The sequence below is a fragment of the Azospirillum brasilense genome, assembly GCF_008365405.1.
Classification (GTDB): Bacteria; Pseudomonadota; Alphaproteobacteria; order Azospirillales; family Azospirillaceae; genus Azospirillum; species Azospirillum brasilense_D.
Genome location: NZ_QOKV01000022.1, coordinates 60985 through 85482 on the forward strand (window position 1 = coordinate 60985; position 24498 = coordinate 85482).

At 69.3% G+C, this 24498-nt stretch carries 29 protein-coding genes; 17 read left to right on the forward strand and 12 right to left on the reverse strand.

Translation table 11 applies throughout. The annotated features are described in order from the left end of the window. Window positions 1–12: 12 nt before the first annotated feature. Window positions 13–1767 carry a thiamine pyrophosphate-dependent enzyme gene (locus DS837_RS25805; RefSeq protein ID WP_149167351.1) on the reverse strand — a complete coding sequence of 585 codons (1755 nt, stop codon included), beginning with the start codon at window positions 1765–1767 and terminating at the stop codon, window positions 13–15. A gap of 290 nt (window positions 1768–2057) precedes the next feature. On the opposite strand from DS837_RS25805, the gene DS837_RS25810 reads away from it, so the two are divergent. The 4 genes from DS837_RS25810 (at window position 2058) to DS837_RS25825 (ending at window position 4180) form a co-directional block, all read left to right on the forward strand. Then, on the forward strand, window positions 2058–2984 hold the full coding sequence (locus tag DS837_RS25810) for a PDR/VanB family oxidoreductase (RefSeq protein ID WP_149167352.1): 927 nt from the start codon (window positions 2058–2060) through the stop codon (window positions 2982–2984). Window positions 2985–3019: 35 nt separating this feature from the next. Then, window positions 3020–3445 (forward strand): PAS domain-containing protein, encoded by a 426-nt coding sequence (locus DS837_RS25815; protein WP_149167353.1) that lies wholly within the window; start codon window positions 3020–3022, stop codon window positions 3443–3445. 100 nt (window positions 3446–3545) lie between these two features. After that, window positions 3546–3860: a hypothetical protein gene (locus DS837_RS25820; RefSeq protein ID WP_149167354.1), complete on the forward strand. Its 315-nt coding sequence runs from the start codon at window positions 3546–3548 to the stop codon at window positions 3858–3860. A gap of 146 nt (window positions 3861–4006) precedes the next feature. Next, window positions 4007–4180, forward strand: a complete 174-nt coding sequence (locus DS837_RS25825) for a DUF1328 domain-containing protein (protein ID WP_014199667.1) — start codon at window positions 4007–4009, stop codon at window positions 4178–4180. A gap of 4 nt (window positions 4181–4184) precedes the next feature. Here DS837_RS25825 and DS837_RS25830 read toward each other — a convergent pair whose 3' ends face one another. Next, a complete protein-coding gene (locus DS837_RS25830) occupies window positions 4185–5390 on the reverse strand; it encodes a S41 family peptidase (RefSeq protein WP_149167355.1) in 1206 nt (401 codons plus the stop codon). Window positions 5391–5500: 110 nt separating this feature from the next. Next, the gene (locus DS837_RS25835; protein WP_149167356.1) at window positions 5501–6148 is read right to left on the reverse strand and encodes a DUF47 domain-containing protein; all 648 of its coding nucleotides are present in this window, start codon (window positions 6146–6148) and stop codon (window positions 5501–5503) included. 309 nt (window positions 6149–6457) lie between these two features. Between DS837_RS25835 and DS837_RS25840 the strand changes: the two genes are divergently transcribed. The 5 genes from DS837_RS25840 to DS837_RS25860 are packed head-to-tail and all read left to right on the forward strand — an operon-like array spanning window position 6458 to window position 10613. After that, complete coding sequence (locus DS837_RS25840) at window positions 6458–6634, forward strand: periplasmic nitrate reductase, NapE protein (protein ID WP_149167357.1); 177 nt, start codon at window positions 6458–6460, stop codon at window positions 6632–6634. Between the two features lie 7 nt (window positions 6635–6641). After that, window positions 6642–6935: a chaperone NapD gene (locus DS837_RS25845; RefSeq protein WP_149167358.1), complete on the forward strand. Its 294-nt coding sequence runs from the start codon at window positions 6642–6644 to the stop codon at window positions 6933–6935. 44 nt (window positions 6936–6979) lie between these two features. Further along, a complete protein-coding gene (gene napA, locus DS837_RS25850) occupies window positions 6980–9490 on the forward strand; it encodes a nitrate reductase catalytic subunit NapA (protein ID WP_149167359.1) in 2511 nt (836 codons plus the stop codon). An 11-nt stretch (window positions 9491–9501) separates the two neighbouring features. Beyond that, window positions 9502–9996 carry a nitrate reductase cytochrome c-type subunit gene (locus DS837_RS25855; protein WP_109070348.1) on the forward strand — a complete coding sequence of 165 codons (495 nt, stop codon included), beginning with the start codon at window positions 9502–9504 and terminating at the stop codon, window positions 9994–9996. After that, window positions 9993–10613 carry a NapC/NirT family cytochrome c gene (locus tag DS837_RS25860; RefSeq protein WP_145626312.1) on the forward strand — a complete coding sequence of 207 codons (621 nt, stop codon included), beginning with the start codon at window positions 9993–9995 and terminating at the stop codon, window positions 10611–10613. Before DS837_RS25855 ends, DS837_RS25860 begins: the two co-directional genes overlap by 4 nt. A gap of 73 nt (window positions 10614–10686) precedes the next feature. On the opposite strand, the gene DS837_RS25865 is transcribed toward DS837_RS25860, so the two are convergent. The 6 genes from DS837_RS25865 to DS837_RS25890 are packed head-to-tail and all read right to left on the reverse strand — an operon-like array spanning window position 10687 to window position 15671. Beyond that, entirely contained in the window at window positions 10687–11337 is a 651-nt protein-coding gene (locus DS837_RS25865) for a flagellar hook assembly protein FlgD (protein WP_149167360.1), read from the reverse strand. A gap of 15 nt (window positions 11338–11352) precedes the next feature. Beyond that, window positions 11353–12654 carry a flagellar hook-length control protein FliK gene (locus DS837_RS25870; protein ID WP_149167361.1) on the reverse strand — a complete coding sequence of 434 codons (1302 nt, stop codon included), beginning with the start codon at window positions 12652–12654 and terminating at the stop codon, window positions 11353–11355. A gap of 47 nt (window positions 12655–12701) precedes the next feature. Next, window positions 12702–13424 (reverse strand): MotE family protein, encoded by a 723-nt coding sequence (locus DS837_RS25875; protein WP_149167362.1) that lies wholly within the window; start codon window positions 13422–13424, stop codon window positions 12702–12704. A gap of 3 nt (window positions 13425–13427) precedes the next feature. Next, entirely contained in the window at window positions 13428–14069 is a 642-nt protein-coding gene (locus DS837_RS25880; RefSeq protein ID WP_149167363.1) for a DUF6468 domain-containing protein, read from the reverse strand. Further along, a complete protein-coding gene (fliM, locus tag DS837_RS25885; RefSeq protein ID WP_149167364.1) occupies window positions 14050–15153 on the reverse strand; it encodes a flagellar motor switch protein FliM in 1104 nt (367 codons plus the stop codon). The genes DS837_RS25880 and fliM overlap by 20 nt, the downstream gene beginning before the upstream one ends. A gap of 17 nt (window positions 15154–15170) precedes the next feature. Then, window positions 15171–15671 carry a flagellar basal body-associated FliL family protein gene (locus DS837_RS25890; RefSeq protein WP_149167365.1) on the reverse strand — a complete coding sequence of 167 codons (501 nt, stop codon included), beginning with the start codon at window positions 15669–15671 and terminating at the stop codon, window positions 15171–15173. Window positions 15672–15858: 187 nt separating this feature from the next. Here DS837_RS25890 and fliF point away from each other — a divergent pair, with 187 nt between their 5' ends. From fliF to DS837_RS25925, 7 genes are read left to right on the forward strand one after another with little or no spacing between them, the layout of a single operon-like run. Further along, window positions 15859–17559, forward strand: a complete 1701-nt coding sequence (fliF, locus tag DS837_RS25895) for a flagellar basal-body MS-ring/collar protein FliF (RefSeq protein ID WP_149167366.1) — start codon at window positions 15859–15861, stop codon at window positions 17557–17559. Beyond that, window positions 17559–18290, forward strand: a complete 732-nt coding sequence (locus DS837_RS25900) for a FliH/SctL family protein (protein ID WP_149167367.1) — start codon at window positions 17559–17561, stop codon at window positions 18288–18290. Before fliF ends, DS837_RS25900 begins: the two co-directional genes overlap by 1 nt. Continuing rightward, a complete protein-coding gene (gene fliN, locus DS837_RS25905) occupies window positions 18278–18619 on the forward strand; it encodes a flagellar motor switch protein FliN (protein WP_149167368.1) in 342 nt (113 codons plus the stop codon). The genes DS837_RS25900 and fliN overlap by 13 nt, the downstream gene beginning before the upstream one ends. A 34-nt stretch (window positions 18620–18653) precedes the next feature. Then, window positions 18654–19436 (forward strand): flagellar type III secretion system pore protein FliP, encoded by a 783-nt coding sequence (gene fliP / locus DS837_RS25910; protein ID WP_149167369.1) that lies wholly within the window; start codon window positions 18654–18656, stop codon window positions 19434–19436. A gap of 4 nt (window positions 19437–19440) precedes the next feature. Then, window positions 19441–19764 carry a hypothetical protein gene (locus DS837_RS25915; protein ID WP_247890135.1) on the forward strand — a complete coding sequence of 108 codons (324 nt, stop codon included), beginning with the start codon at window positions 19441–19443 and terminating at the stop codon, window positions 19762–19764. Between the two features lie 9 nt (window positions 19765–19773). Next, entirely contained in the window at window positions 19774–20802 is a 1029-nt protein-coding gene (locus tag DS837_RS25920) for a flagellar motor switch protein FliG (protein WP_014200129.1), read from the forward strand. Between the two features lie 11 nt (window positions 20803–20813). Next, window positions 20814–21455 (forward strand): hypothetical protein, encoded by a 642-nt coding sequence (locus DS837_RS25925; protein ID WP_149167371.1) that lies wholly within the window; start codon window positions 20814–20816, stop codon window positions 21453–21455. A 38-nt stretch (window positions 21456–21493) separates the two neighbouring features. On the opposite strand, the gene DS837_RS25930 is transcribed toward DS837_RS25925, so the two are convergent. Further along, window positions 21494–22273 carry a response regulator transcription factor gene (locus tag DS837_RS25930; protein ID WP_149167372.1) on the reverse strand — a complete coding sequence of 260 codons (780 nt, stop codon included), beginning with the start codon at window positions 22271–22273 and terminating at the stop codon, window positions 21494–21496. A gap of 351 nt (window positions 22274–22624) precedes the next feature. Between DS837_RS25930 and DS837_RS25935 the strand changes: the two genes are divergently transcribed. Next, window positions 22625–23443, forward strand: a complete 819-nt coding sequence (locus DS837_RS25935) for a coiled-coil domain-containing protein (RefSeq protein WP_149167373.1) — start codon at window positions 22625–22627, stop codon at window positions 23441–23443. Window positions 23444–23446: 3 nt separating this feature from the next. Here the strand turns inward: DS837_RS25935 and DS837_RS25940 are convergent, their stop codons facing one another. Beyond that, complete coding sequence (locus tag DS837_RS25940) at window positions 23447–23680, reverse strand: hypothetical protein (RefSeq protein WP_149167374.1); 234 nt, start codon at window positions 23678–23680, stop codon at window positions 23447–23449. A gap of 124 nt (window positions 23681–23804) precedes the next feature. After that, on the reverse strand, window positions 23805–24488 hold the full coding sequence (locus DS837_RS25945; protein ID WP_149167375.1) for a class I SAM-dependent methyltransferase: 684 nt from the start codon (window positions 24486–24488) through the stop codon (window positions 23805–23807). Window positions 24489–24498 lie beyond the last annotated feature (10 nt).

The following is a 24498-nucleotide window of genomic DNA, read 5'->3' on the forward strand; positions in this document are numbered from 1 at the left end:
CCGGGCCGCGCCTCAGATCACCTCGCGGGCGCGGCCCTTGAAGACGGTGGCGGCGATCTTCAGGGCGTCGGGGGTGCCGCGGGCCAGCGCCTCGGTGAAGTGCAGGGCCTGCTTGGCCTGGACCTTCGGCGGCATCGGCGGCTCGTTGGTGTCGACGAGGCAGTCGACCACCACCGGCCCCGGATGGGCGAGCGCGGCGTCCAGCGTGGCGCCGCAGTCCTTCGGGTCGGTGATGGTGAAGCCCCGGCCGCCGCAGGCCTCGGCCACCTTGGCGAAGTCGATGGGCTGGAGGTCGCAGACATACTCGGGGTTGCCGAGCATGGCGATCTGCTCCCACTTGATCTGGCCGAGCGAGTTGTTGTTGTTGATGATGACCTTGATCGGCAGCTTGTACTTCACCGCCGTGGCGAAGTCGGCCATCAGCATGGAAAAGCCGCCGTCCCCGACATAGGCGATCACCTGCCGTCCGGGATGGGCGAGCTGCGCCGCGATGGCGTAGGGGACGCCCGGCGCCATGGTGGCGAGGTTGCCGGACAGGGAATGCATCTGGCCGCGCCGCGCCGGGATCTGCCGCGCCCACCAGGTGGCGATGGTCCCGCTGTCGCAGGCGACGATAGCCGTGTCGGACAGTCGCTTGCCCAGCTCCCACGCGACGACCTGCGGCTTCATCGGCAGGTCAGGACGGGTGCCGCGCTCCTCCATCAGCGTCATCCACTCCGCCTTGCCCGCCTGCGCCGTCTTCAGGAAGGAGCGGTCCTCGTGCCGCCGCACCCGCTCGGTCAGGATGTCCAGCGCCAGCCCGCAGTCGCCGACCAGCCCGGCCTCCACCGGATAGCGCAGGCCGATGCGCGCCGCGTCGATGTCGATCTGGATCGCGCGGGCCTGCCCCGGCTTCGGGTAATACTCGATGTAGGGGAAGGTCGAGCCGGCGATCAGCAGCGTGTCGCAGGTCTCCAGCGCCTCCTGCGAGGGGGCGGTGCCGAGCAGACCGACCTGTCCGGTGGTGAAGGGACTGTCGTCCGGCACCGCGGCCTTGCCCAGAAGCGCCTTGACGATCACCGCACCCAGCTTGTCGGCCAGCCGTTCGAGCTGATCGGTCGCCCTCAGCGCGCCCTGGCCGGCCAGGATGACGATGCGTTTGCCGGCGTCGAGGACCTCCACGGCGCGGCGGGTCTGCGCCTCCGACGGGACGGGAAGCTGGGGGGCGAACAGGGCGGTGTTGTGGCCCTTCACGTTGCGCGGCGCCCGCATGTCGGCGCCGATGCCCTGCTCCTGCAAATCAACGGGGATGGTGATGTGCGACACGCCGCGGTGGGCGAGCGCGGTGCGGCAGGCCAAGTTGGCGATGTTGCGGACATGCGCCGCCCCCATGATGCGCTGGTTGTAGAGCGCGACGTCCTGGAACACCTTGTCCAGCTCCACGTCCTGCTGGGTGTAGGTGCCGACGAGGTCGTGGTATTGCAGCCCGGTGATCGCCAGCACCGGCTGATGGTCCAGTTTGGCGTCGTAGAGACCGTTCAGCAGATGCAGCCCGCCGGGGCCGGAGGTGGCGATGCACACGCCCAGCCGCCCGGTGAACTTGGCGTAGCCGCAGGCGGCGAAGGCCGCCGCCTCCTCGTGACGGACCTGGATGAAGCGGATTTCGTCCTGGCGGCGGCGCAGCGCCTCGACGATGCCGTTGATGCCGTCGCCGGGCATGCCGAAGATCGTGTCCACGCCCCAATCCACCAGAACATCCACCAGGATGTCGGAAGCCGTGCTCGCCATGCGGGAGTCTCCGTCGCAAACGGTCGTGATGAAGTCGCTCAACCCTTCGGCAACCGAGCGGAGCCGGGACGGTTCCCCGAACGGTGGGATCTTATTGGGCCTTGACCTCAAGTTAAGTTGAGGTTTTAGAATGGCGCCAATGTATCTGGCATGCCAGTGACGCTCTGCCCAGTCCGGGCGTCCGAACGCAGGCCGGTGTGCAGGATCGAACAACCACCGTGGCGGGCGAAGGAATGACGACAACCGTTCAAAGGGAGAGTGCACAGCGGCCGTCTTCGACGACGCGGTCGTTGCACGTCCATCATACGGAGCGGGTGGCGCCGCAAGTGCTCCTGGTGGAACTCCGCGACCCGGACGGCGAGGCCTTGCCGCCCTACGAGCCGGGCGCGCACATCGACGTGCATCTGCCGGACGGGGCGGTGCGCTCCTACTCGTTGTGCGGCGACCCGGCGGATCGCTCCGCCTATCGGATCGCCGTCCTGAATCTGCCGGGTGGGCGGGGATCGCGCTTCATACATGGGGAATTGCGGCTCGGCACCCCCGTCGCCATCGCTCCGCCCCGCAACAATTTCCGCTTCGACGCCGCACCGCGTTATTTGTTCATCGCCGGCGGCATCGGCATCACGCCTCTGCTGCCGATGATCCGCGAGGCGGCGCGCCGGGGAGCCGATTGGGTCCTGCATTACTGCGTGCGCAGCGCGGCCGAGGCGCCGTTCCTCGCCGAGCTTCGCGCGCTGGGCAACGGCGACGTGGTGGCTCACGCCGCGGACGAAGGCCGACGGCTGGCGGTGCCCGACCTCCTGGAGGCGACGCCCGACGATGCCCTGATCTATTGCTGCGGCCCGCAACGCTTGATGGACGCCGTCGCGAGCGCCGCGCGGCCGTCGCAGGATGTGCGCTTCGAATGGTTCACGCCGCGCTCGGATGCGGGGCGTGACGCGGCGCCGGACGATCGCTTCGAGGTCGTCTGCGCCCGCTCCGGCGTGACCGTCGCGGTGAAGGAGGGGACCAGCGTGCTCGACGCGCTCGACGCCGCGGGCGTTCCGGTCACCTCCTCGTGCGAGCAGGGCATCTGCGGCACCTGCGAGACGACGGTGCTGGAGGGGGAACCCGACCATCGCGACAGCGTCCTGTCCGACGCCGAACGCGCCGCCGGAAAGACGATGATGATCTGCGTGTCGCGCGCCCGCAGCGCACGTCTTGTCTTGGACATTTGAATCGGGCGCATCGCAACGGAAGGATAGGGGGATTTATGACCGAGAACGACCTGCAACGGCTGGGGCTTGCGCTGCTGAACAGCCCGGCCGAGGCCATCGCCTATTCCGACCGGGACGGCATCATCCGCTTCTGGAACGCGGGGGCCGAGCGCGTGTTCGGCTTCACCGCCGACGAGGCGCTCGGCCAATCGCTGGACATCATCATTCCGGACCGTCAGCGCCAACGCCATTGGGACGGCTACGACCAAGTGATGAAGACGGGGGAAAGCCGTTACGGCAGCGGCGATCTGCTGTCGGTGCCGGCGACGCGCAAGGACGGAACCCGCATCTCGGTGGAGTTCACCATCGTGCCTCTGAAAGACGCGGACGGCGCAATGCTGGGGATGGCGGCGGTCATGCGCGACGTCACCGCCCGGTTCGACGAAGTGAAGGCCCTGCGCCGCCAAGCCGCCGGACGCTGAAACGCCCGTTGATGCCCGGGCGCCCAAAATCGGAACCCTCCAGGACGGGGTCCGTTGAGAGGGGGCGATATCCTCAAGACATCAGCGTAGGGAGTGCGTCATGCGCAATCTGATAATCGCGGCGTCGGCCGCGATGCTTCTGACCGCCTGTTCGGGCATGGGTGGCGGCGGAACGAGCGGCAGCGGGATGAACAGCGGCGGCTCCGGCGGTGGCCTTACGGGCGGCGGCACGTCCGGCAGCCAGGGCGTGGACGAGCCCGACGTCAATCCGAACGCGACCAGTTCCAGCCCCGGCCCTTACAGCGGGTCCGGGGTGAGCGAGCCGCAAAGCCGCACACGGTCGCCCAACGAATCCGGCATGGACCAGGGCATGACGCGCCAGTCCCTGCCGAACCGCTCCGGCACCGGGTGGTAACCCGCAACGGCGCGGCATCCTGCGGAATTCCGGATTCGAGCGAATAGGGGGAGCCTGACCGGTCTGCGCTGGAACCTGCGGCGGTCCGCGAGGTTCCTTCCCTGCCGGACGTGCCGGCTGGGTTTCAGAACGCGCAGGAGCGGTCCATGCTGAAATGGGCGTTGATCTTTTTCGTGGTGTCTCTGGTCGCCGGCGCGCTCGGCTTCACCAACGTGTCGTCGGCCACCGCGGGAGTCGCGAAGATCCTCTTCGGGATCGCGCTGATCATCTTCCTGGTCTTCCTGGTGCTCGCCCTGCTGGCCGGCGAGGTGATCTTCTGATCCGTCAGCGGGACCGGAGTATGGACAGCGCGCGGGCGAAGGCCTGATCGTCGGCGGCGCTGGGGATGCCGCCGGAGGGCGGGGCGGATGGCCCGTCCTCCGCGGCCGGCTCCGCGATGGTTTCGTCGGGCTGGATGCCGATCTGGTGGATCGACTGGCCCGACGGTGTGTAGTAGCGCGCCGTGGTCAGCTTCAGCGCCCCGCTGTCGAAAGGGATGACGCTCTGAATGATCCCCTTGCCGAAGGTCGTCGCCCCGATCACCGTCGCCCGCCGGTGGTCCTTCAGCGCCCCGGTCAGGATCTCCGCGGCGGAGGCGGATTTCGCGTTGACCAGCACCACCAGCGGCAGGCCGTCCGTCTCGTCGCCCGGCGTGGCAATGTAGGTCTTGTCCGCCCCGCGCCCGGGGCCGCGGGCGGTCAGGATCGTTCCCTTGTCGAGGAAGGCGTCGGCGACGCGGACGCTCGCCTGCACCAGCCCGCCGGGGTTGTCGCGCACATCGATGATGAAGCCGCCGATGTCCGGCCCGATCCGCTCGCGCAGCGAGCGGATGGCCGTGCTGACTCCGGTTGCGGTCTGGCGGTCGAAGCGGGCGATGCGGATGTAGCCCACCGTCCCGACGGCGGCCAGCCGAACCGAGGGGATGCGCAGCTTGCCGCGGACGACGCTGACCTCGAAGGGGTCCGGCATTCCGGCGCGCAGGACGGTCAGCGACACCGCCGCCCCTTCCGGCCCGCTCAGCATCTGCTTGACGGTCGCCAGCTCCGTCCCGCCCACCGGCTGCTGGTCCACCGCCAGGATGACGTCGCCGGAGCGCAGCCCGGCGGCCTCCGCCGGGGACTCGGGAACGGTCTCGGCGATGCGGACGCGGGTGCCGTGGGCCTCGTAGCGGATCCCCAGCCCGGCGAAGGCGCCGTCGTTCGACGCCTGCAACTGCCGGTATTCGCCGTCGTCCAGATAGGCGGAGTAGCGGTCCTGCCCGGCCATGGCCTTGATGGCGATGTCCACCAGCTCGCGGTCGGTCAGCGGTTCGACATACTGGCCGCGGATGGTGCGCAGCGCCCGCAGGAAGCGGTCGACCTCCTCCGCCTCCGTGCTGTGGCCGTAGGGGGTGGAGTCGCCCGCAGCCTGCGCGCTTCGTCCGGTGGTCATGCCCCCCGGGATCGCGAGGAAGGCGCAAAGGGCGGCGGCGGTGACGAGGCGCAGCTTCACGGCGGCAATCTCTCGGGATCGGAGCGGCGATGCTTCGAAATTAGCCGTGAATTGGTTTATGCACCGTTAACCATAACCGGAGCGTGTTGGCTCCTGCCTGTGATCGGCCCTTACGCCTGATCCAAGGTGATCCCTTCGATCAGGTCGCCCACGTCGTCGCAGCGGTCGGTGACGGCTTCCAGCAGTTCGTAGACCTCGCGGCGGCCCAGGAAGTCGATCATCTCCGGGCGCTCGGCGATCAGGGACTTCATGGCGTCGCGCAGAATCTCGTCGGCCTCGTCCTCCAGGTCGGAGATCTGGCCGCAGATGTGCAGGATGCGGTCGGCGTTGACGGTGATGCGGGTCAGCAGCGGCATGACCTCGGACAGCAGGGCGGCCTGACGGCGGCCGATCGCCGCCATGCGCATCATCCGGTCGTCGAAGGTCTCGATGCCGTAGAGCGCGGCGAGGCCAGGAACCTCGTCCATAAGATCGATGCAGTCGTCCAGCGCGTTGATCAGCGCCTGGATCTCCGACCGGTCGAAGGGAGTGATGAAGGTGCGGTGCAGCCCGCGCCCGGCGTCCTTGGCGATGCGGTCGGCATCCTTCTCGATCCGCTTCAGCGCGGCGGTGCGCTCGCCCCGCTCCTCCGGCCCGGCCTGCATGACGGCTTCCAGGGCGGCAGCGGCGTCGACGATGTGGCGGGCTTGTTCGATGAATTGCTCAATGACCCGTTCTTCCTTCGGCATCATGGAGCGGATGGCGCGCAGCAGCAGCATGGAAACGGTTCTCTCGATCGGTTCTGCCGTTTCCTCTTAACGCCGGGCGTCATGAATTAGCAGCAAAAACGTCATACGGGCGGGGCCTGTCTGCCCTGACGTAGGCGCCCCATCCCTTCTTCCGGCGCCTGTGGTGCGAACCCCTTCTGGGGCGGGACGGCGTGCATGTGCGGCAAAACGTCCAGAACGACGAAAGTGCCGGTACTTAGGGATGGAGAGGGTGCCGGCACTTGACCTTGGTCAAGCCGCTTCCTGGGCGAAAGGATGAAGCTCCGCGGCGATAACGTTCGATCAATCCATGGGATCGCCATGAACGCGCCGCCCGTCCGCACCGCCGATACCGCCGCCCCGACCCGCCGCTTCGAGGGGCTGGTCTTCTTCGCCCTGTCCATCCTGATCTGGCCGTTCCTGGCGATCGGGCTGGTCGGGGCCTACGGCTTCTCCGTCTGGATGTACCAGATCCTGTCACACTCCGGCGGGATGTGAGGCGGCCATGCCCGAACTGCACATTTCCAGCCTCGTCATCCAGCACGCGCCGGACCGCACCACCGCCCTGAAGGAGGTGGTCCTGGCGCTCGCCGGCGCCGACTGGCACGCGTCGGAGAACGGCAAGGCCATCGTCACGCTGGAAACCGCGACGGAGGCCGAGGTCCTGGACCGCATCGCCGACATCAACGCCATGGCGGGCGTCCACACCACCACGCTGGTCTACCACCACTACGAGGACGCCGAGCGCTGCGCGGAGCCGATGCCCGCCGACACCGCTCTCGTCCCTCACGCCCATTGACGTCCGTCCAAGAAAAGACGACCCGCCCCAGGAGGCACCCCCCTATGTCCCTGACCCGCCGTGATTATCTGAAGGTCCAAGCCGCCGTGACAGCGGCGGCGGCGGCCGGTGTGAGCCTGCCGTCCGTCATCCAGCCCGCCGAGGCCGGCACCCTGACGGCCGGCGCCGACGCCAAGCTCACCTGGTCGAAGGCCCCCTGCCGCTTCTGCGGCACCGGCTGCGGCGTCATGGTCGGCGTGAAGGAGGGGCGCATCGTCGCCACCCACGGCGACGTGAAGGCCGAGGTCAACCGCGGCCTGAACTGCGTGAAGGGCTATTTCCTGTCCAAGATCATGTACGGCGAGGACCGGCTGACCCAGCCGCTGCTGCGCATGAAGGATGGCCAGTTCCACAAGGAAGGCGAATTCACCCCGATCTCCTGGGATCAGGCCTTCGACATCATGGCCACCAAGTGGAAGGAGACCCTGAAGAAGAAGGGTCCGACCGCGGTGGGCATGTTCGGCTCCGGCCAGTGGACGATCATGGAAGGCTACGCCGCCTCCAAGTTCATGAAGGCGGGCCTGCGCTCCAACAACCTGGACCCCAACGCCCGCCATTGCATGGCGTCGGCGGTGGTCGGCTTCATGCGCACCTTCGGCATGGACGAGCCGATGGGCTGCTACGACGACATGGAGCAGGCCGACGCCTTCGTGCTGTGGGGCTCCAACATGGCGGAGATGCACCCCATCCTGTGGACCCGCGTCACCGACCGCCGGCTGACCCATGAGGGCTGCAAGGTCGCCGTCCTGTCCACCTACGAGCACCGCAGCTTCGACCTTGCCGACATCGGCTTGGTCTTCACGCCGCAGTCCGATCTGGCGATCCTCAACTACATCGCCAACCACATCATCAAGACGGGGCGGGTGAACCAGGAGTTCATCGCCAAGCACGTCAACTTCAAGCGCGGCCGCGACGACATCGGCTACGGCCTGCGGCCGGAGCATCCGCTGGAGAAGCAGGCGAAGAACGCCGCCAAGGCCAACGAGTCCGACCCGATCTCCTTCGAGGAGTTCGCGAAGTTCGTCGAGCCCTACACGCTGGAGAAGGCGCACGAGCTGTCGGGCGTGCCGAAGAACCGGCTGGAGGCGCTGGCCGAGCTGTACGCCGACCCGAAGGTGAAGGTCATGTCCTTCTGGACCATGGGCTTCAACCAGCACACCCGCGGCGTCTGGGCCAACAACCTCGTCTACAACATCCATCTGCTGACCGGAAAGATCAGCCAGCCGGGCTGCGGCCCCTTCTCGCTGACCGGCCAGCCCTCGGCCTGCGGCACGGCGCGCGAGGTCGGCACCTTCTCGCACCGCCTGCCCGCCGACATGGTGGTCACCAACCCGGAACACCGCAAGCACGCCGAGGAAATCTGGAAGCTGCCCGAAGGCACGATCCCGGACAAGGTCGGCTATCACGCCGTCCAGCAGGACCGCATGCTGAAGGACGGCAAGCTCAACGCCTACTGGGTCCAGTGCAACAACAACATGCAGACGGCGCCGAACACGGCGAACGAGACCTATCTGGGCTACCGCAACCCGGAGAACTTCATCGTCGTGTCGGACGCCTATCCGACGGTGACGGCGCTCGCCGCCGACCTGATCCTGCCGACCGCCATGTGGGTGGAAAAGGAAGGCGGCTACGGCAACGCGGAACGCCGCACCCAGGTCTGGCACCAGCTCGTCGGCGCGCCCGGCGAGGCGCGCTCCGACCTCTGGCAGATCATCGAATTCTCCAAGCGCTTCGCGATCGAGGAGGTGTGGCCGGAGGAGCTGATCGCCAAGAAGCCGGAGGTCCGCGGCAAGACGCTCTACGACGTGCTGTACTGCAACGGCCAGGTCAACGCCTTCCCGCTGTCCGACTGCGACCCGGCCTATGAGAACCGCGAGTCGCAGGCCTTCGGCTTCTACGTCCACAAGGGCCTGTTCGAGGAATACGCCGCCTTCGGGCGCGGCCACGGCCACGACCTCGCCCCCTACGACATGTACCACCAGGAGCGCGGCCTGCGCTGGCCGGTGGTGAACGGCAAGGAGACGAAGTGGCGCTACCGCGAGGGCTTCGATCCCTACGTCCCGGCGGGGGAGGGCGTGCGCTTCTACGGCAACAAGGACGGCAAGGCGAACATCTTCGCGCTGCCCTATGAGCCGGCGGCGGAATCGCCGGACAAGGACTACCCGTTCTGGCTCTGCACCGGCCGCGTGGTCGAGCATTGGCACTCCGGCTCCATGACGCTGCGCGTTCCGGAGCTGCGCAAGGCCTTCCCCAACGCCGTCGTCTTCATCCATCCCGACGACGCCAAGGACCTGAACCTGCGGCGCGGGCAGGAGGTGCGCATCGCCTCCCGCCGTGGCGAGGTGCGGGTGCGGGTCGAGACGCGGGGCCGCAACAAGCCGCCGCGGGGCCTCGTCTTCGTGCCCTTCTTCGACCACACGGTGCTCATCAACAAGGTGACGCTGGACGCCACCGACCCGCTGAGCAAGCAGACCGACTTCAAGAAATGCGCGGTCAAGATCATTCCTGTCGCGTGAGGAGCCCGTCCATGAAGACCCGCATCACCTTTGCCGCCCTCGCGCTGGCCGCGGCCATGCCGCTCCTGGTGTCCGGCGTGTTCGCCGCGGACGGGGCCGCCCCCGCGAAGGTTCCCTCCGGCCCGCACCCGATCACCCAGGAGATCCCCGCCGATCCGATGGCGAAGGAGATCACCGACGATCACAAGCGGGCGCGGAACTACGCCGACCAGCCGCCGCTGATCCCGCACGCGATCCGCGACTACCAGATCGACCTGAACATCAACAAGTGCATGACCTGCCATGACCGCAAGAACACCGAGGGCTCGCAGGCCCCGATGATCTCGGTCACCCACTTCCAGGACCGCGACGGCCAGACGCTGGGCGCGGTCAGCCCGCGGCGCTACTTCTGCACCCAGTGCCACGTGCCGCAGACCGACGCCCAGCCGATCACCGGCAACCGCTTCCGCGACATCGACAGCATCCTGGCGGGCGGAAAGGCCGGCGGAAAGGAAGGCGCCAAATGAAGGGCCTTCTGAGTCTCGCCGGACGCTTCTGGCGCGTCTTCTCGCGGCCCAGCGTGCATTTCAGCCTGGGCTTCCTGACGCTGGGCGGCTTCCTGGCCGGCGTGATGTTCTGGGGCGGCTTCAACACCGCCCTGGAGGTCACCAACAAGGAGGCCTTCTGCATCTCCTGCCACGAGATGAAGAACAACCCCTACGAGGAGCTGAAGCAGACCATCCACTTCACCAACCGCTCCGGCGTGCGCGCCACCTGCCCGGACTGCCACGTCCCGCATGACTGGACGCAGAAGATCGGCCGCAAGATGCAGGCTTCGAAGGAGGTCTGGGGCAAGATCTTCGGCACCATCGACACCCGCGAGAAGTTCCTCGACAAGCGGCTGGAACTGGCCACCCACGAATGGGACCGGCTGAAATCCAACAATTCCCTGGAATGCCGCAACTGCCACAGCGCGGAATCCATGGACATCACCCGCCAGAACCCGCGGGCGGCCAAGATGCACGAGACCTACCTGTTCACCGGTGAGCGGACCTGCATCGACTGCCACAAGGGCATCGCCCACCGGCTTCCCGACATGAAGGGCGTCGAGCCCGGCTGGACCGGAACCGTGTCGGCGAAGTGACGCGCCGGATCACAACGAAAAACCCCTTCTTCCGAGACCGGAAGAAGGGGTTTTCGTTTGTTGAAGACGGATTTTACGACGCGGACAGAATGTCCGTGCCCTTCACGACGGCGCCGCCCTTCAGGACGAACTGCGTCTCGCCGTCGACGCTGCGCACCTCCTTCACCGTGTCGGTCGTCACGGTGGCGGTGGTCAGCGACGCGCCGGCCTTGTCCTTCGCCGTCACGCGCACGAGGTAGCTGCCGTCCGCGGCGGTGGCGCCGTCGCTGCGCTTGCCGTCCCAGGTGAAGGTCTGCCGGCCGGTCTTCGGGCTGCCCGGGGCGCTGTAGATCACCTGCCCGGCGTCGTTCACCACCTCGATCTTCACCGACGCGGCGGCCCCGTCGATGGCGTAGGCCATTTCCGCCTTGCCCTCCGACAGGCTGATGCGGTCCGACGCCGCTTCGACCTTGCGCCCCAGATAGGCCATGTCCAGCCGCATGCCGCTGTTCTTCAGCGTGTCCAGCACCTGCCCCAACGTCTGGTTCGTCTGCACGCCCTGTTCCACCGTGGAGAGCTGGGCGAGCTGCGTCATGAACTGGGTCGCGTCCATGGGTGACAGCGGGTCCTGGTTGCGGAGCTGCGCGGTCAGCAGTTTCAGGAACGCCTCGTAATCCACCGTCTGCTTCTTCGCGGCGGCGGAGGGGGGGGTGGTGGCCGTGTTGGTGGCCGCGGTCGTGGTCATGGCGGGTCCTTGCGGCTAGACGGAGATGTCGACGAGGCCGTCGATGGGGCGGGCGGCGCGTTCCGGCGGCAGGGCGCCGATGGGATCGGCGGGACGGAAGGCCCGTCCGGGGCCGTCCTCCCGTCCGCCCGTCCCGTCGCCCTGGCCGGAGAAGGCGAAGCCGCGCGGCTCGCCGTCGCCGCGCAGCGAGAAGTTCAGGGTGCCGCCGTCCAGCTCGAACCCGGCGTCGGACAGCGCGCGCTCCAGATGATGGATGTCCCGGCGCAGCAGGGCCAGCGTCTCCGGGCTTTCGGCCTGGACATGCAGGGAGACGCGGGCGCCGCTCAACTCGGCGACGACGCGGACGGGGCCAAGCTCCTCCGGCTTCAGGTCGATGTGGAACTCCCCGCCGCCCGCCTCGACGACGCGCATCAGTTGGCCGGCCACCTGGGCGGCGGGCAGCCGCGCCGCGGCGGCGTCACCGGGATGCGCCGCGTAATGGGCCACCGCGTGGGCGGCCGGCGGGGCCAGGGCGGCGGGCAGCGGCGGCGTCCCGGCGGGGTCGGTCAGGGCGGAGGATGCCGACAGCGCCTCTGCTCCGGCGGACGGGTTGCCACGGCCCTGGCCGGAATTCTGGCCGGTGCCGCCGTTGGACGCGGCGTTGCCGCCCGCTTGGGCCATCGCCTGCTGAACCTGGGGGGAGGGAGCCTGCGGCGCGTCCGCCTTGGCGGGTGCCGCGGGCTCTGCGGCCTGGAACAGCGGTGCCGAGTCCGGCTTGGCGTTGGAGGCCGGCGACGGAACGGCCGGGGCGGCGGGCGGCGTGCTGTCGGCCGTGGCCTCCGGCGTCATTCCGTCGGGCGGGGCATCCGGGATCGCCGGTCCTGCCGCGGCGGCGAGCACCGCGGCTGGCGGTTGCGCACCGGGTTGGGCCGGGACCGCAGGCTGGGGCGCCGTGGCGGTCTCCGCCGGGGGTGTCGCGACGGGAGGAACCAGGGGAAGACCGTTGGCGGCGGGCAGGGCCTCCGGCACCAAGCCGGAGTCCGCAAGGCCCGGCACTGTCGCCGGCGGCGGTGCGCTCAGCAGCGGCAGGAGTGCGGCCAGAGCGGCGTCGGCTCCGGCCGGCGCGCCGCCGCTCTGGGCGGAGGTCTCGGCGTGGTCGGCGGGCTCGCCGTCCGCATCGGCTCCGCTGCGTCCCGCTGCGTCGTCCAGCAGGTCGGCGAAGGGCGTGCCGGACGCCTCGCGCTCGCCCGGCGCTCCGGGGGACGGCGCCGCCGTCGCCTCCGCGGAACGGGCGGGGCGGGGCGGCGGGGCGGCGATGACGTCGGGAAGGCTGGGCATGATGTCTCTTGGTGAGAGAACCGCGTGTTTGGCAGCGGGGGCCGGGTTCAATTCGTCGGCGTCTGCATCAGGCGGACGGGCAGCGGGGCGGGCGGCGGCGGGCGGTCGCCGGGCAGGGCGCGGCGTTGCAGGACGAGGCGGGTGACCTCGCGCGCCTTGCCGTCCTCCAACTCCGCGATGATCGGGGCGGAGCGGCGCTCGGCCATGCGGTCCAGCACGTCGATGATGATGTCGGTTTCCAGGTCGTTGAAGATGCGCGCGGCGTCGCGCGGCTTCATCGTCTCGTAGATCGTCACCATGCGCTTCAGATCCTCCGCCTGGAGGTTGGAGCGCTGCTGCATCAGCGCTTCCACGTCGCGCTTGATGGCGCTGAGCTTCTGGATCTGGGCGGTGGCGCGGGTCTCGGCGGCGGTCAGCACCGCTTCGGCCTCGCCGAGATGGCGGGTGCGGGCGGTCACGTCGGCCTTCTGCTCCGCGATGGCGGCGCGCAGGGCCGGATCGGTGCAGCTCGCCACGGGCAGGGCGGCGTCGGCGGGCGGAGCCGCTGCGGTCATCGGCAGCGCGGCCAGGGCGGGGGCCGGCGCTGGCGGGGCGTCCGGGGAGGAGGACTCCGCGTCGCCCTTTAGGTCCTTGGCCCAGGGGCGCTCATGCTTGCCGAACTCGCGGTCGAACTGCTGGGCGACCACCGGCAGCCCTTCCATCAGCGAGCCGAGCTTGAGCGGCAGCACCATCAGGATCGCCACCAGTGTGATGGGAAGCACGCGCAGCATGGCTCAGCGCTCCGGTCCGATGGCCCGCAGCCGGGCGTAGAAGGCGTTGGCGGCCTGCTGCCGCGCGCCGCCGATGTCAACGGTGGATTCGGCGGTCTCGGTGACGGCCATCGGGGCGGCCTCCGGGGCGTGCGGCGACTCATTCACCGGTCGTGCGGCGGCGCCAGCCAGCGCGGCGACGCGCATCGGGCGGAAGCCGTCTTCATCCTCCGGCGCGTCGCTGTCCGGCGCGGGAGTGGGCACCGATTCCACCATGGCGGCGGGCGGTGGCACCGGGCGGGGCCGCGGGCGCGGCGCCGGGCCGTCCTCCAGCCGGCGGACCAGGGCGCGGGCCTCCTGCACGGACGCCTCGATGCGCTTGGACGCCCGCTCGCAGGAGCCGAGCACCAGCGCCGCCTCCTCGGTCACGCCCTTGGCGCGGTCGAGCCCGTCGGACAGCTTGGCCGAGGCCTCCGTCGCGGCGGCGACCAGCCGCTGCACCGAGGCCTCCGTCTCGTCGATGGTCTTAGAGAAGGTGCCGATCAGCGCGCCGATCTCGGCCTGGCTGGAGCGCATCACCTTCAACCGCTTGTTGACGATCACCAGGAACACCGTGGCGGTGACGAGCATGATCGCCAGGACGGCGTCAATGAGGAATGAGACCATCGATCAGCTCCTGCTTGGTCTCCAGGTCGGTGTCGATCTTGACGGAGATGTTGCCGTTGCGCTGGCCCATGTGGCCGGCGAAGAGGGGGGTGGTCTTGCTTTGCAGCACCACCGGCGCGTCGGGGTCGATGCGCAGCTTCAGCGAGGTGCCCTTTTCCCAGTTCAGCACCTCGCCCAGCGAGACCTGCGTCTGCTGCAGCACGGCGACAAGGTCCAGCTTGGCCCGCATCAGCTCGGCCTTCAGGTGGCTTTCCCACACCGTGTCGTGGCCGAACTTCTCGCCCATGAAGGTCTGCACCAGCTTGCCGCGCACCGGCTCCAGCGTGGCGTAGGGGATGACCACCTCGGCGTGGCCGACGCGGCGCTCCACCTCCACCGCGATGCGCACGCGGATCACCGCGTTGGTGGCGCGGGTGATGGTGGCGAATTGCGGGTTCGTCTCCAGCCGGTCGAAGGTGAAGTCTATGGGCGTGATCGGGTCGAAGGACTGGCTGAGGTCCTGAAGGATGACCCGGATGAGCCGCTCGGTGATCTTGCGCTCGATGGAGGTGTAGGTGCGCCCGTCGATGCGCCGGGCGCGGCTGCGCCGTCCGCCCAGCAGCACGTCCATCATGCAGTAGATCAGCGCGCTGTCCACCGACACGACGATGTGGTTGTCCCACTGCTCCGCCCGCGCGACGCCGACCAGGGCCGGAAGCTCGATGGTGTCGAGGAACTCGTTGTAGCGCAGCCAGTCGATGCGCAGCAGGCTGGCCTCCACGCTGGTCGAGGAGAACTGGCGCAGCGACGTGTTGAGCAGCCGGACCATGCGGTCGAAGACCACGTCCAGCATCGGCAGCCGGTCCTTGTTGACCGTCGTCGTGCTGATCAGCCGCTCGATGGCGCGGGTCTGGCCGGCGGATTCCGTCTGCGGCCCGACGGCGAAGTTCAGCAGGCGGTCGATCTCCTCCTGGCTCAGCTCCTTGGTGTCGGCCATCAGGGCGGCGGCCTCGGCCTCACCGGAGCCGGCGTCCAGGCCCCAGTCCAGATCGTCCCCAGTGCCGCCGTTTTCGCCGCCGTCGTCCGTGTCGATGGGAGTGCTCATCCGTTCCTCTGGGTCGGCTATTGGGTGAGAAGGCTGCGCAGCAGGACGTCGGACACCGTGTCCGGGCCGAGGATCAGGTTGAAGCGGCGGCGCAGCTCCTCGCGAAGCCGCAGCAGGCCGGCGGAACCGCGCAGGTCGTGCTGGTCGAGGTTGCGCAGGAACTCCTGCTGGGCGTTGACGAGGTGGGGCATCGCCTCCTCCACCCGGCCGCGGTCCTTGGGCGCCAGGGCCAGCGTCACCCCGATCTTCATGAAGCGCGACGGCGTGTCGGGGCGCAGGTTCACCAGCAGTTCCGGCAGGTCGAGCGTCGCCTGGGCGGGCTCTACGATGGGCGTGCCCTCGAACAGCCGCGCCACCCCGTCCGGCCCCACGGCCATCCAGTAGCCGCCGAACCCGGCCGCGGCGACGCCGCACAGGGCGGCCGCCCCCAGCGCCAGCCGGGCCAGCGGCAGCACGATGACGTACATCCGCTGCCGGCCCGGCGTTCCCGTCCTTGCCTTTCCAGCATCTGTATTCATCGCGGCCGGCGCCTCCAAAATACCGAAAATTTGAGATACTGTTTTAAACGATCAAGTTTTAGCGACTTCCTTCCGGTCTATCTTCGCGGCTTTTACTCCGCTTAAAAGTCATCCCGGTAGGTTGTGAAGGCTCACGGGGTGAACATTACGGTCCCCGCTTTTCGGAAACTTTAAAGGTGCGGGTGTCGTGACGGGACTGATCGACAATCTGCGGACGCTTGGGCGCACGCGCCTTCTGGTGCTGGCCGGCACGGGTGTCGGCATCGTCCTGGCGGTCGCCACCATGGCGGTTCTGCTGTCGCGGCCGCACATGACGCCGCTCTACACCGGTCTGGAACCGGCGGAGGCCGGGCGCATCGTCAAGGCGGTGGAGGCCATGGGCGTGCCGGTGTCCGCCGCCTTCGACGGCACCGCCGTCCAGGTGCCGGAGGCCGAGGTGCCGCGGCTGCGCATGCTGCTGGCCGAGAAGGGCCTGCCGTCGCGCGGCGGCATCGGCTACGAGCTGTTCGACACCGACAAGCCGCTGGGCATCACCAGCTTCATGCAGCGGATGAACCGGCTGCGCGCCATGGAAGGCGAACTGGCCCGCACCATCGAGACGCTGTCCGGCATTGAGGCGGCGCGCGTCCACATCGTTCTGCCCGACCGCGAGGAGTTCTCGCGCGCCGCCCCCACGCCCACCGCCTCCATCGTGGTGCGGATGCGGGGCCGGGCGCCGCTGGAGCGGCGGCAGGCGCTGTCCATCCGCCACCTCGTCTCCGCCGCCGTGCCCAACCTGAAGCCGAGCGCCGTCACCGTGCTCGACGCCTCCGGCGAGGTGCTGCTGACCGAGGAGGACGGCGACGCCCGGTCCTCGGCGAAGGTGGACGGGCTGCGCGCCGGCCACGAGACGCGCATCTCCCGCGCCATCGAGCAGATGCTGGTGGCGCGGCTCGGGCAGGGCAATGTTCGCGTTCAGGTTGCTGTCGACGTCGAAACCAAGCGCGAGGTCGTGCGCAGCCAGAGCTTCGACCCGAACAGTCAAGTCGTCCGCTCCACCCAGACGGTGCAGGAGCAGGACCGCAGCCTGGACAGCACGGGCGAGCCGCCGGTCACCGCCGAGCAGAACCTGCCGCAGCGCGAGGTCCGCGCCCAGGCCCAGAACAACCGCTCCTCCTCCGACTCCAAACGCCAGGAGGAGACGATCAATTACGAGATTTCCAACGTCGCCCGCGAAACCGTGATCGAGCCGGGCGACATCCGCCGGGTCAGCGTCGCCGTGCTGGTCAACGGCACTTGGGCGACGGCGCAGGACGGCACCCGCAGCTACGAGGGCCGCTCGCCCGAGGAGTTGCAGCGCATCACCGAGCTGGTGCGCTCCGCCATGGGCTTCAGCGAGGCGCGCGGCGACCGGGTCACGGTCGACAACCTGGAGTTCGTCAACCTCGCCCCCGAGCTGGGCGCCCGCGAGCCGATGGCGGAGATCGTCGACACGCTCAGCCGCAACGTGATGACGCTGATCCAGTGGGTGATCCTGCTGGTGCTCTGCGGGTTGCTGATCGTGCTGGGGCTGCGCCCGCTGATCCGCCGCGTCTTCCCGGCGCCGGAACCGGCGGCGGCGGAAACCGCCGCCCCGGCGCTGACCGCGGGAGGGGCGATGCCGCAGCTCACCGGCCCGGCCATGGGCGGCGATCCCGCCATGCAGGCGGCGCAGCTCACCGACGCGGGCGATCCGGCAACCGCGGCGCTGCCGGGCATCGAGGAGACGATGGACCAACTCATCGAGCTGCGCACGGTGGAGGGCCGGGTGCGCGCCTCCTCGATCCGCCGGCTGGGCGACATCGTCGACCAGTATCCCGACGAGGCGATCGACATCCTCCGCTCCTGGCTCTACGAGGAGGCGGTCTGATGGGCTACCCGCGCTACCGCTTCGACCTGCGCTTCGACAGCACGGCCCAGGCCGCGGCGCAGGCTGCGGCGGAGTTCGGCGCCCCTCCCGAGCCAGACCCCGTCGATCCGCTCGACGAGATTGTCCATTCCGAACGCCATCTCCAGGCCGCCGTCTACGGCGCCGAAGTCCGCGCCTTCGCCGAGGGCGTGGAGCAGGGCCGGCGCGAGGGGGCGGCGGAGGCCGCCGCGCGCACCGACGCCGCTCTGGCGCAGGCGCTCTCCCACCTCGACGAGCAATTGGCCGCGCTGGACGACCGCTTCGCCGACGCCCTGCGCGGGGTCGAGGCGCAAGGGTCGGCGGTGATGCTGGCGCTCGTCCGCCGCCTCGCCCCGGCGCTGCTGGAGCGCATCGGTGCGGCGGAGACCGACCGGCTCGCCATGGACGCCCTGCGGCTGGCCGGCGGCTCGCCGCGGCTGCGGCTGCGCGTCCATCCCGCTCTGGCGGAGCCCGTCCGCGCCAAGCTGGCCGACCCTGACTCCCTTGGTTTCAAAGGCTCGCTGGAGGTCGTCGCCGACCCGTCCCTGCCGCCCGGCGGGCTCGACGCCGCCTGGGAGGCCGGGGGCCTGCGCTACGACCCCGCCGCGGTGGAGCGCGCCGTCGACGGCCTGTGCGACCGCGCGCTGGCCGCCCTGTCCACCGAACATGACCTCTTCACCGACACGGAAAGCACCGCATCATGGCCCCACTGAACCTCGACGTTCTGGAAGACGACGCCAAGCCCGGCGAGAAGGACGCCGCCGGCATCCCCGCCGCGGCCGTGGCCGGCGGATCGATGAACGCCATCTACAACGTCCCGGTGGACGTGCAGGTCGTTCTGGGCCGCACCAGCATGCTGGTGGCGCAGCTCCTGAAGCTCGGCCGCGGCGCCGTGGTGGAGCTGGAGCGCAAGGTGGACGAGCCGGTGGAGGTCCTGGTGAACCACCGTCTGGTCGCCCGCGGCGAGGTGGTGATCGTCGAGGATCAGCGTCTGGGCGTCACGCTGACCGAGATCGTGCGCACCGATCTGGCCATCGATTGAAACCCCTCGGCACCGCACCCACCGGGTTCCCACCATGATCCGACGCCTGCTTCCGCCCGCCCTTGCCCTCGTCCTCGCCGTTCTGCTTCCCGCGGCGGCCTGGGCACAGAGCGGCGGGCTGGACTTGTCCTCCATCGGCAGCGCGCTCGGCAGCGCCACGGGGGAGAGCGGGTCGCTGTCCGGGCGCGTCATCCAGGGCATCGTCCTGCTGACGGTGCTCAGCGTGGCGCCGGGCCTGCTGGTCATGGCGACCTCCTTCACCCGGATCATCGTCGTGCTGTCGCTGCTGCGCTCGGCGCTGGGGCTTCAGCAGTCGCCGCCGAACATGGTGCTGATCAGCCTCGCCATGTTCCTGACCTTCCACATCATGGGACCGGTCTTCGACGCGGCGTGGCAGGACGGGCTGCGCCCCATGCTGAACGAGCAGGTGACCCAGGAGCAGGGGCTGGAGCGGATGGTCGAGCCCTTCCGCAACTTCATGGCCTCCCAGGTGCGGGACAAGGACCTGTCGGCCTTCGTCGGCTTCACCGGCAAGCCGGAGGCGGAGCAGCCGAAGACGGCGGCCACCGCCGACCTGCGCGTGCTGGTCCCGGCCTTCCTGCTGTCGGAACTGCGCCGCGCCTTCGAGATCGGCTTCCTGATCTTCCTGCCCTTCCTGGTGATCGACATGGTGGTGGCGGCGGTGCTGATGGCGATGGGCATGATGATGCTGCCGCCGGTGATGATCGCGCTGCCCTTCAAGATCATCTTCTTCGTGCTGACCGACGGCTGGTTCCTGATCGCCAACAGCCTGATCCGCTCCTATGGGGGAACCTGACGCGATGACCGAGCCCCGGCTGCTGCCCGCCGTTCCCTCCGCCGGCCTGTCGGCGCCTCCCACAGCACCCCCCTCCGGGGCGTCGGGGATGGCCGACAGCGTGACCGCCTTCGCCAGACGGCGGGGCGTCACGGTGGACGACGAGACGGCCGTCGTCACGCTTCTGAACGCGCTCGACCCGAACCCGCTGGTGCCGCACCGCATGGTGCTGGTCGCCGGCAGCGTCCTGGCGAATGCCTTCCGTCACGACCGCCTGCAGGGCGACCGCCCGCTGGAACGGGACGACGATTCCGACCACTCCACCCTGACCGCCGACCGCTTCTTCTGAGGTGCCAGCATGGGCATGCCGATCAAGATCCGAGACAATTTCAAGAGCCTGAGCGGGTCGGAGAGGACCGCGGTCATCTTCCTGGCGCTGGGCGAGGAACGCGGCTCCCGCCTGATGGAGAAGCTCGACGACGACGAGATCCGCATGGTCAGCCGCGCCATGGCCAGCCTGGGCAACGTCACCTCCAACCTCGTCGAGGCGCTGCTGCGCAGCTTCACGGAGCGCTTCGCCAACACCGGCTCCGTCGTCGGCTCCTACGACAGCACGGAGCGCATGCTCTCCCGCTTCCTGCCCGACGACCGCGTGTCGGAGATCATGGGGGAGATCCGCGGCCCGGCCGGCCGCACCATGTGGGAGAAGATGTCCAACGTGAACGAGGCCGTGCTCGCCACCTATCTGGCCGGCGAGTACCCGCAGACGGCGGCGGTCATCCTGTCCCGCATGCGCAGCGACCACGCCGCCAAGGTGCTGCCGCTGCTGGCCCCGGCGCTGCGGCTGGAGGTGATCGAGCGGATGATCCAGATCGAATCCGTGCAGCGCGAGGTGCTGCTGGACATCGAATCCATCCTGCACAACGAGTTCATGGCGAACTACGCCCGCACCCACGGCGCCGACACGCACGAGCGGATGGCCGACATCTTCAACCGCATCGACCGCGACACCATGGCGGACATCTTCACCGACCTGGACGCGGTGATGCCGGATTCGACCCACCGCATCCGCCAGCTCATGTTCACCTTCGAGGATCTGCTGCGGCTTGACCGCGTGTCGCTCCAGGCGGTGATCCGGCGTTGCGACACCGGCCAGCTCGCCATCGCGCTGAAGGGGGCGGAGGCGCTGCAGCGCGACCACTTCCTGTCCGTCCTGTCCGAGCGCGCCCGCATGATCCTCCAGGACGAGATCGAGAACATGGGGCCGGTGCGCATGCGCGACGTCAACGAGGCGCAGGCGGAGATCGTGCAGGTCGCCAAGGCCATGGCCGACGACGGTGCGATTGTCCTTCCGCAATCGGACGAAGCGGACGCCGTGGTCTACTGAGTCGTCTACCGATGGGTGTGCTGATGCCGGACGCGGTCGCCGAGGTTGGCCATCTGCTGGCGGTGGTGGAGGCGCTGGAGCCGCGGGCGGCGCAGGAGCTGCGCGGCGGGCTGCCGCGCTGCGATTCCACTTTCGGTCTCGGGCTGGCCTTCTTCCTGGCGGCGACCGCCAACGGCGCGCGGGCGTGGCTGGGGCCGAAGCGCTGCCGCCTGCTGGAGCAGCTCGACGGCGGCGCCCTGCTGGACGACCTCGACCTGGCGCTGGCGCCACGCCACCGCCGCACCGCCGACGGCCGGGAGTGGCGGGTGATGAGCATCCCCGTGATGGACGGCACGGCGGCGGGCGGCTGCCGCGGTCTGCTCTGCGCCATATCCGACGGGGCGGACCTTCAGACGGGAAGCGCGCTGGTCCTGCAGATGCGGCTGCCGGCGCTGGGGGCGGTGCAGCTCGTTGCGGCGGGGGAGGGGCGGCGGTTCGACGTGACCCTGCAGACCGGCGGCGGCCTGTCCTCCGCCGCGCTGGCCGACATGCAGGACGGCTTCGCCGGCGCCATGGGCGACGCGGGCTTGGGCGGCGACCTGACGGTCGGACCGCTGGCCGGGGCGTGGCTGGACCTGGAGGAGGAGGCGCTCAGCGCGGACTGGTCTGGGTAGGGCGTGGGAGGTGGTCGCGCCGGGCCCCCAATTCCCCCTCACCCCGCCAGCCGCGCCTCGCCAACCCCGCGCCCGAACCCCACATAGCCCGGCAACACGCGGCGCGCCGGCAGGGCCGGGGCAGGGTCCTCATGCTCGGGCGGGGCCTCGAACTTGTAACCGCGGCCGTAGACGGTCTCGATGTAGCGGGCGCCGCCGGTGGCTTCGGCGATCTTCTTGCGCAGCTTGCAGATGTAGACGTCGATGACCTTGTCCAGCGGGTCGGCGCCGGACAGGCCGTAGACCTCGTCGTAGATGTGCTCCTTGGAGACGACGCGGCGGTGATGGGCGGCCAGGACGCCGAGGATGGCGTGCTCGCGCTGGCTCAGCCGCAGCCGCTCGCCATCGACGTCCGGGTCGCGCCCGTCGAGGAACACCGTCAGCCGGCCCACCCGCACCGCGTTGCTCAGCAGGCCGCGCGAGCGCCGCCGCGCCACCTCAATGCGCGCCCGCACCTCGGCGCTGACCACCGGCTTGACCAGCACGTCGTCGGCCCCGGCGTGCAGCAGCTCCACCGTCGTCGTCACGCAGCGCCGGTCGAGCAGGCAGAGGATCGCCGCCCCGACCTGATGCGCCCGCAGCGCCGCCACGCAGCGCGCCGGGTCATCGACGCCGCCCAGGACGATGGCGTCGTAGCCCAGCCCGTCCGCGCCCTGCTCCCGCAGAAGCTCCTCCAGCCCGGCCCAGTCCTGGCGGTCGTAGCGGATCTTCCCCATGCCGAGCTGACGGCCGAGCGCGTCGGCGATCAACGGATTTGGTTCAACCAGGACAGCACGCATGGGGTTCTCCGCAGAATCGGATCGGCCAGGGCGATTGATTTGCTTTTTAGGAAAAGTCTTTTTTCGCGCCTGCAAACATCATTCAAAAAACCAATCGAAATCCGTACTGTCAATCGTTGGAGTTAATACCTTGGCGAGAGACGGGAGTCGGCGTTAAAGCGGTTTTAAAACCCGTTAACAGAAATGATTTTGGGAAATTTGCCGGCGAAAGCCGTGAAAATACAGGACGAATTCTCGGCTCCGCTTTTGCCGGCTGTCTCCCTGTCCTGGCCTATGGAAAAAGGTCCCTGTGCGCGGCGCGCCGGACGCGCTACTGTGGCGGTGCAGGCCCGACTGTCAGGATAAGCCGCGATGACCGAGATGATGCCGCTCTCCAACGCCGAGGATACGACGCCTCCGCCCGCGGCGCCGGCCAAGCGGACCACCCGTCAGCGCGCGGCAAAGGCGCCGTCGGAGGAAACCACGCAACTCCTGCGCGTCTATGGCGACCAGGTCGCGACGCTGGGCGAACAGATCGCCAAGGCCGAGGCCGCGGCGGACAGCGAACGGGCGGAACGGCTGCGGGTGATCGCCGAGCACGCCTCCGAACGCGAACGCTGGCGCGAGGCCATCGGGCAGGTGGAGCGGGTGCGCTCCGGGGAGGTCGGGACCCTCCAAGGCGATCGCGACGCGGAGCGCGACCGCATCAATCAACTCGTCGAGACGCTGATCGCCGAAACCTCGGCGCGCGAGCAGGGCATGGCCCGTGCGCTTCAGGACGCGGAGAACCGGCTGTCCGCGGTGAATTCTGAGATCGCCGCCCTGCGCCTGTCCCACGCGGTGGCTCTGGACCGGCTCCAGGCCGACCGGGAGGCGGAGCGCAAGCGCATCGGCGACCTCGTGGAACGGCTGATCGCCGACACGGAGGCGCGGGAACGCGGTTTCCGTCAGCGCATCGAGGCGGCGGAACGCCGCAGCGAGGAGGCGCAAACGGCCTTGGAGCGGGAGCGCCGGACCGGCGTGGAGCTGGAGAAACGGCTGGAGCGGCTGACCGGCACGCTGGACGGCCTGCGCCGCGACCGCGAGGCCGAGGTCGCTGCCTACGAGGCGATGCGCGACCAATGCCGCATCCTGGTGACCGAGCTGGCGCGGCGGCAGAGCCCCTGGTGGCGCCGCCTGTTCCAGCGCTGAGCTTTATTCATCGTCTTTGCTATCGCCGCCGCGGAAGGGCGCGGTCGCCACATGGGCCGTGGCCGACACCACGTCGCCGGCGACGCTGACCGCGGACCCGGCGACGCTGGCCGCCGTGTCCACGGTGGCGACCACCACCCCGCAACCGGTCAGAAACAAGGCCGCCGGAAGGATCAGGGCGGTGGCAAACAAGCTGGAGCGGGACAGGGCAGGGCGGGACAGGGCGGGGCGTGGCATGGTCTTCGACCTTTGAATGGAGTGACGCCGCTCCACTATGCCCCGGACGCGCGATGGCGCGCCTGTGACCAAACGGCGGCGCTCATGCTGTCACGCCGCCGTATCGCTGCCAAGCGGGTCCTGCTTAAGACAGCCTCTTGAAGACCATGCGCCGCATCGGCTGGTCGAATTTGGTCATCCCCTCCGCGTCGATCCGCCCGCTGGCGGCGAAGCGGCGGCGGACCTCGGCCTCGACCGGAGGCAGGCGCTCGCGCCGCGCCGGGTCCACGGCGGTGACGTGGGTCAGGTAATGATCGGCGTCGCGGTAGCGCACCACCGTGCCGTAGACCGTCTCGTCCACCGCCTGCAGCGGCAGCGGCGGATGCTTCAGCGTGTCGTAGGCGGCGGCGCGCACCTCCGTCTCGTCCTCGATGGGCAGGATGACCTCGAAATAGGCGCCCTCGGCGATCGGCTCCACCACCACCAACGTGCCGCCGGGCTTCAGGACCCGCGCCGCCTCGGCCATCGCGTCGGCCATGACCGCCAGCGGCAGGTGGTGGAAGCTGTTGGAGTAAACGACGGCGTCCACCGACGCGTCGGCCAGCGGCAGCGCCTCCCCCTTGCCGACGCGGTAGTCGGCGCCGGCCACCGGTTCCGCCTTGCGGGCGCGGGCGAGCTGGCCCTCGCTGATCTCAATGCCGATGGCCCGGGCGCCGAGTCCCGCGAAATGGCGGGTCAGCGCCCCGTCGCCGCAGCCGACATCCACCACGGTCCGGTCCCGCGGGTCCAGAATCTCGGCCAGGGCGTCCTTCAGGGTCATCGTCGTCATGGTGCGTTTC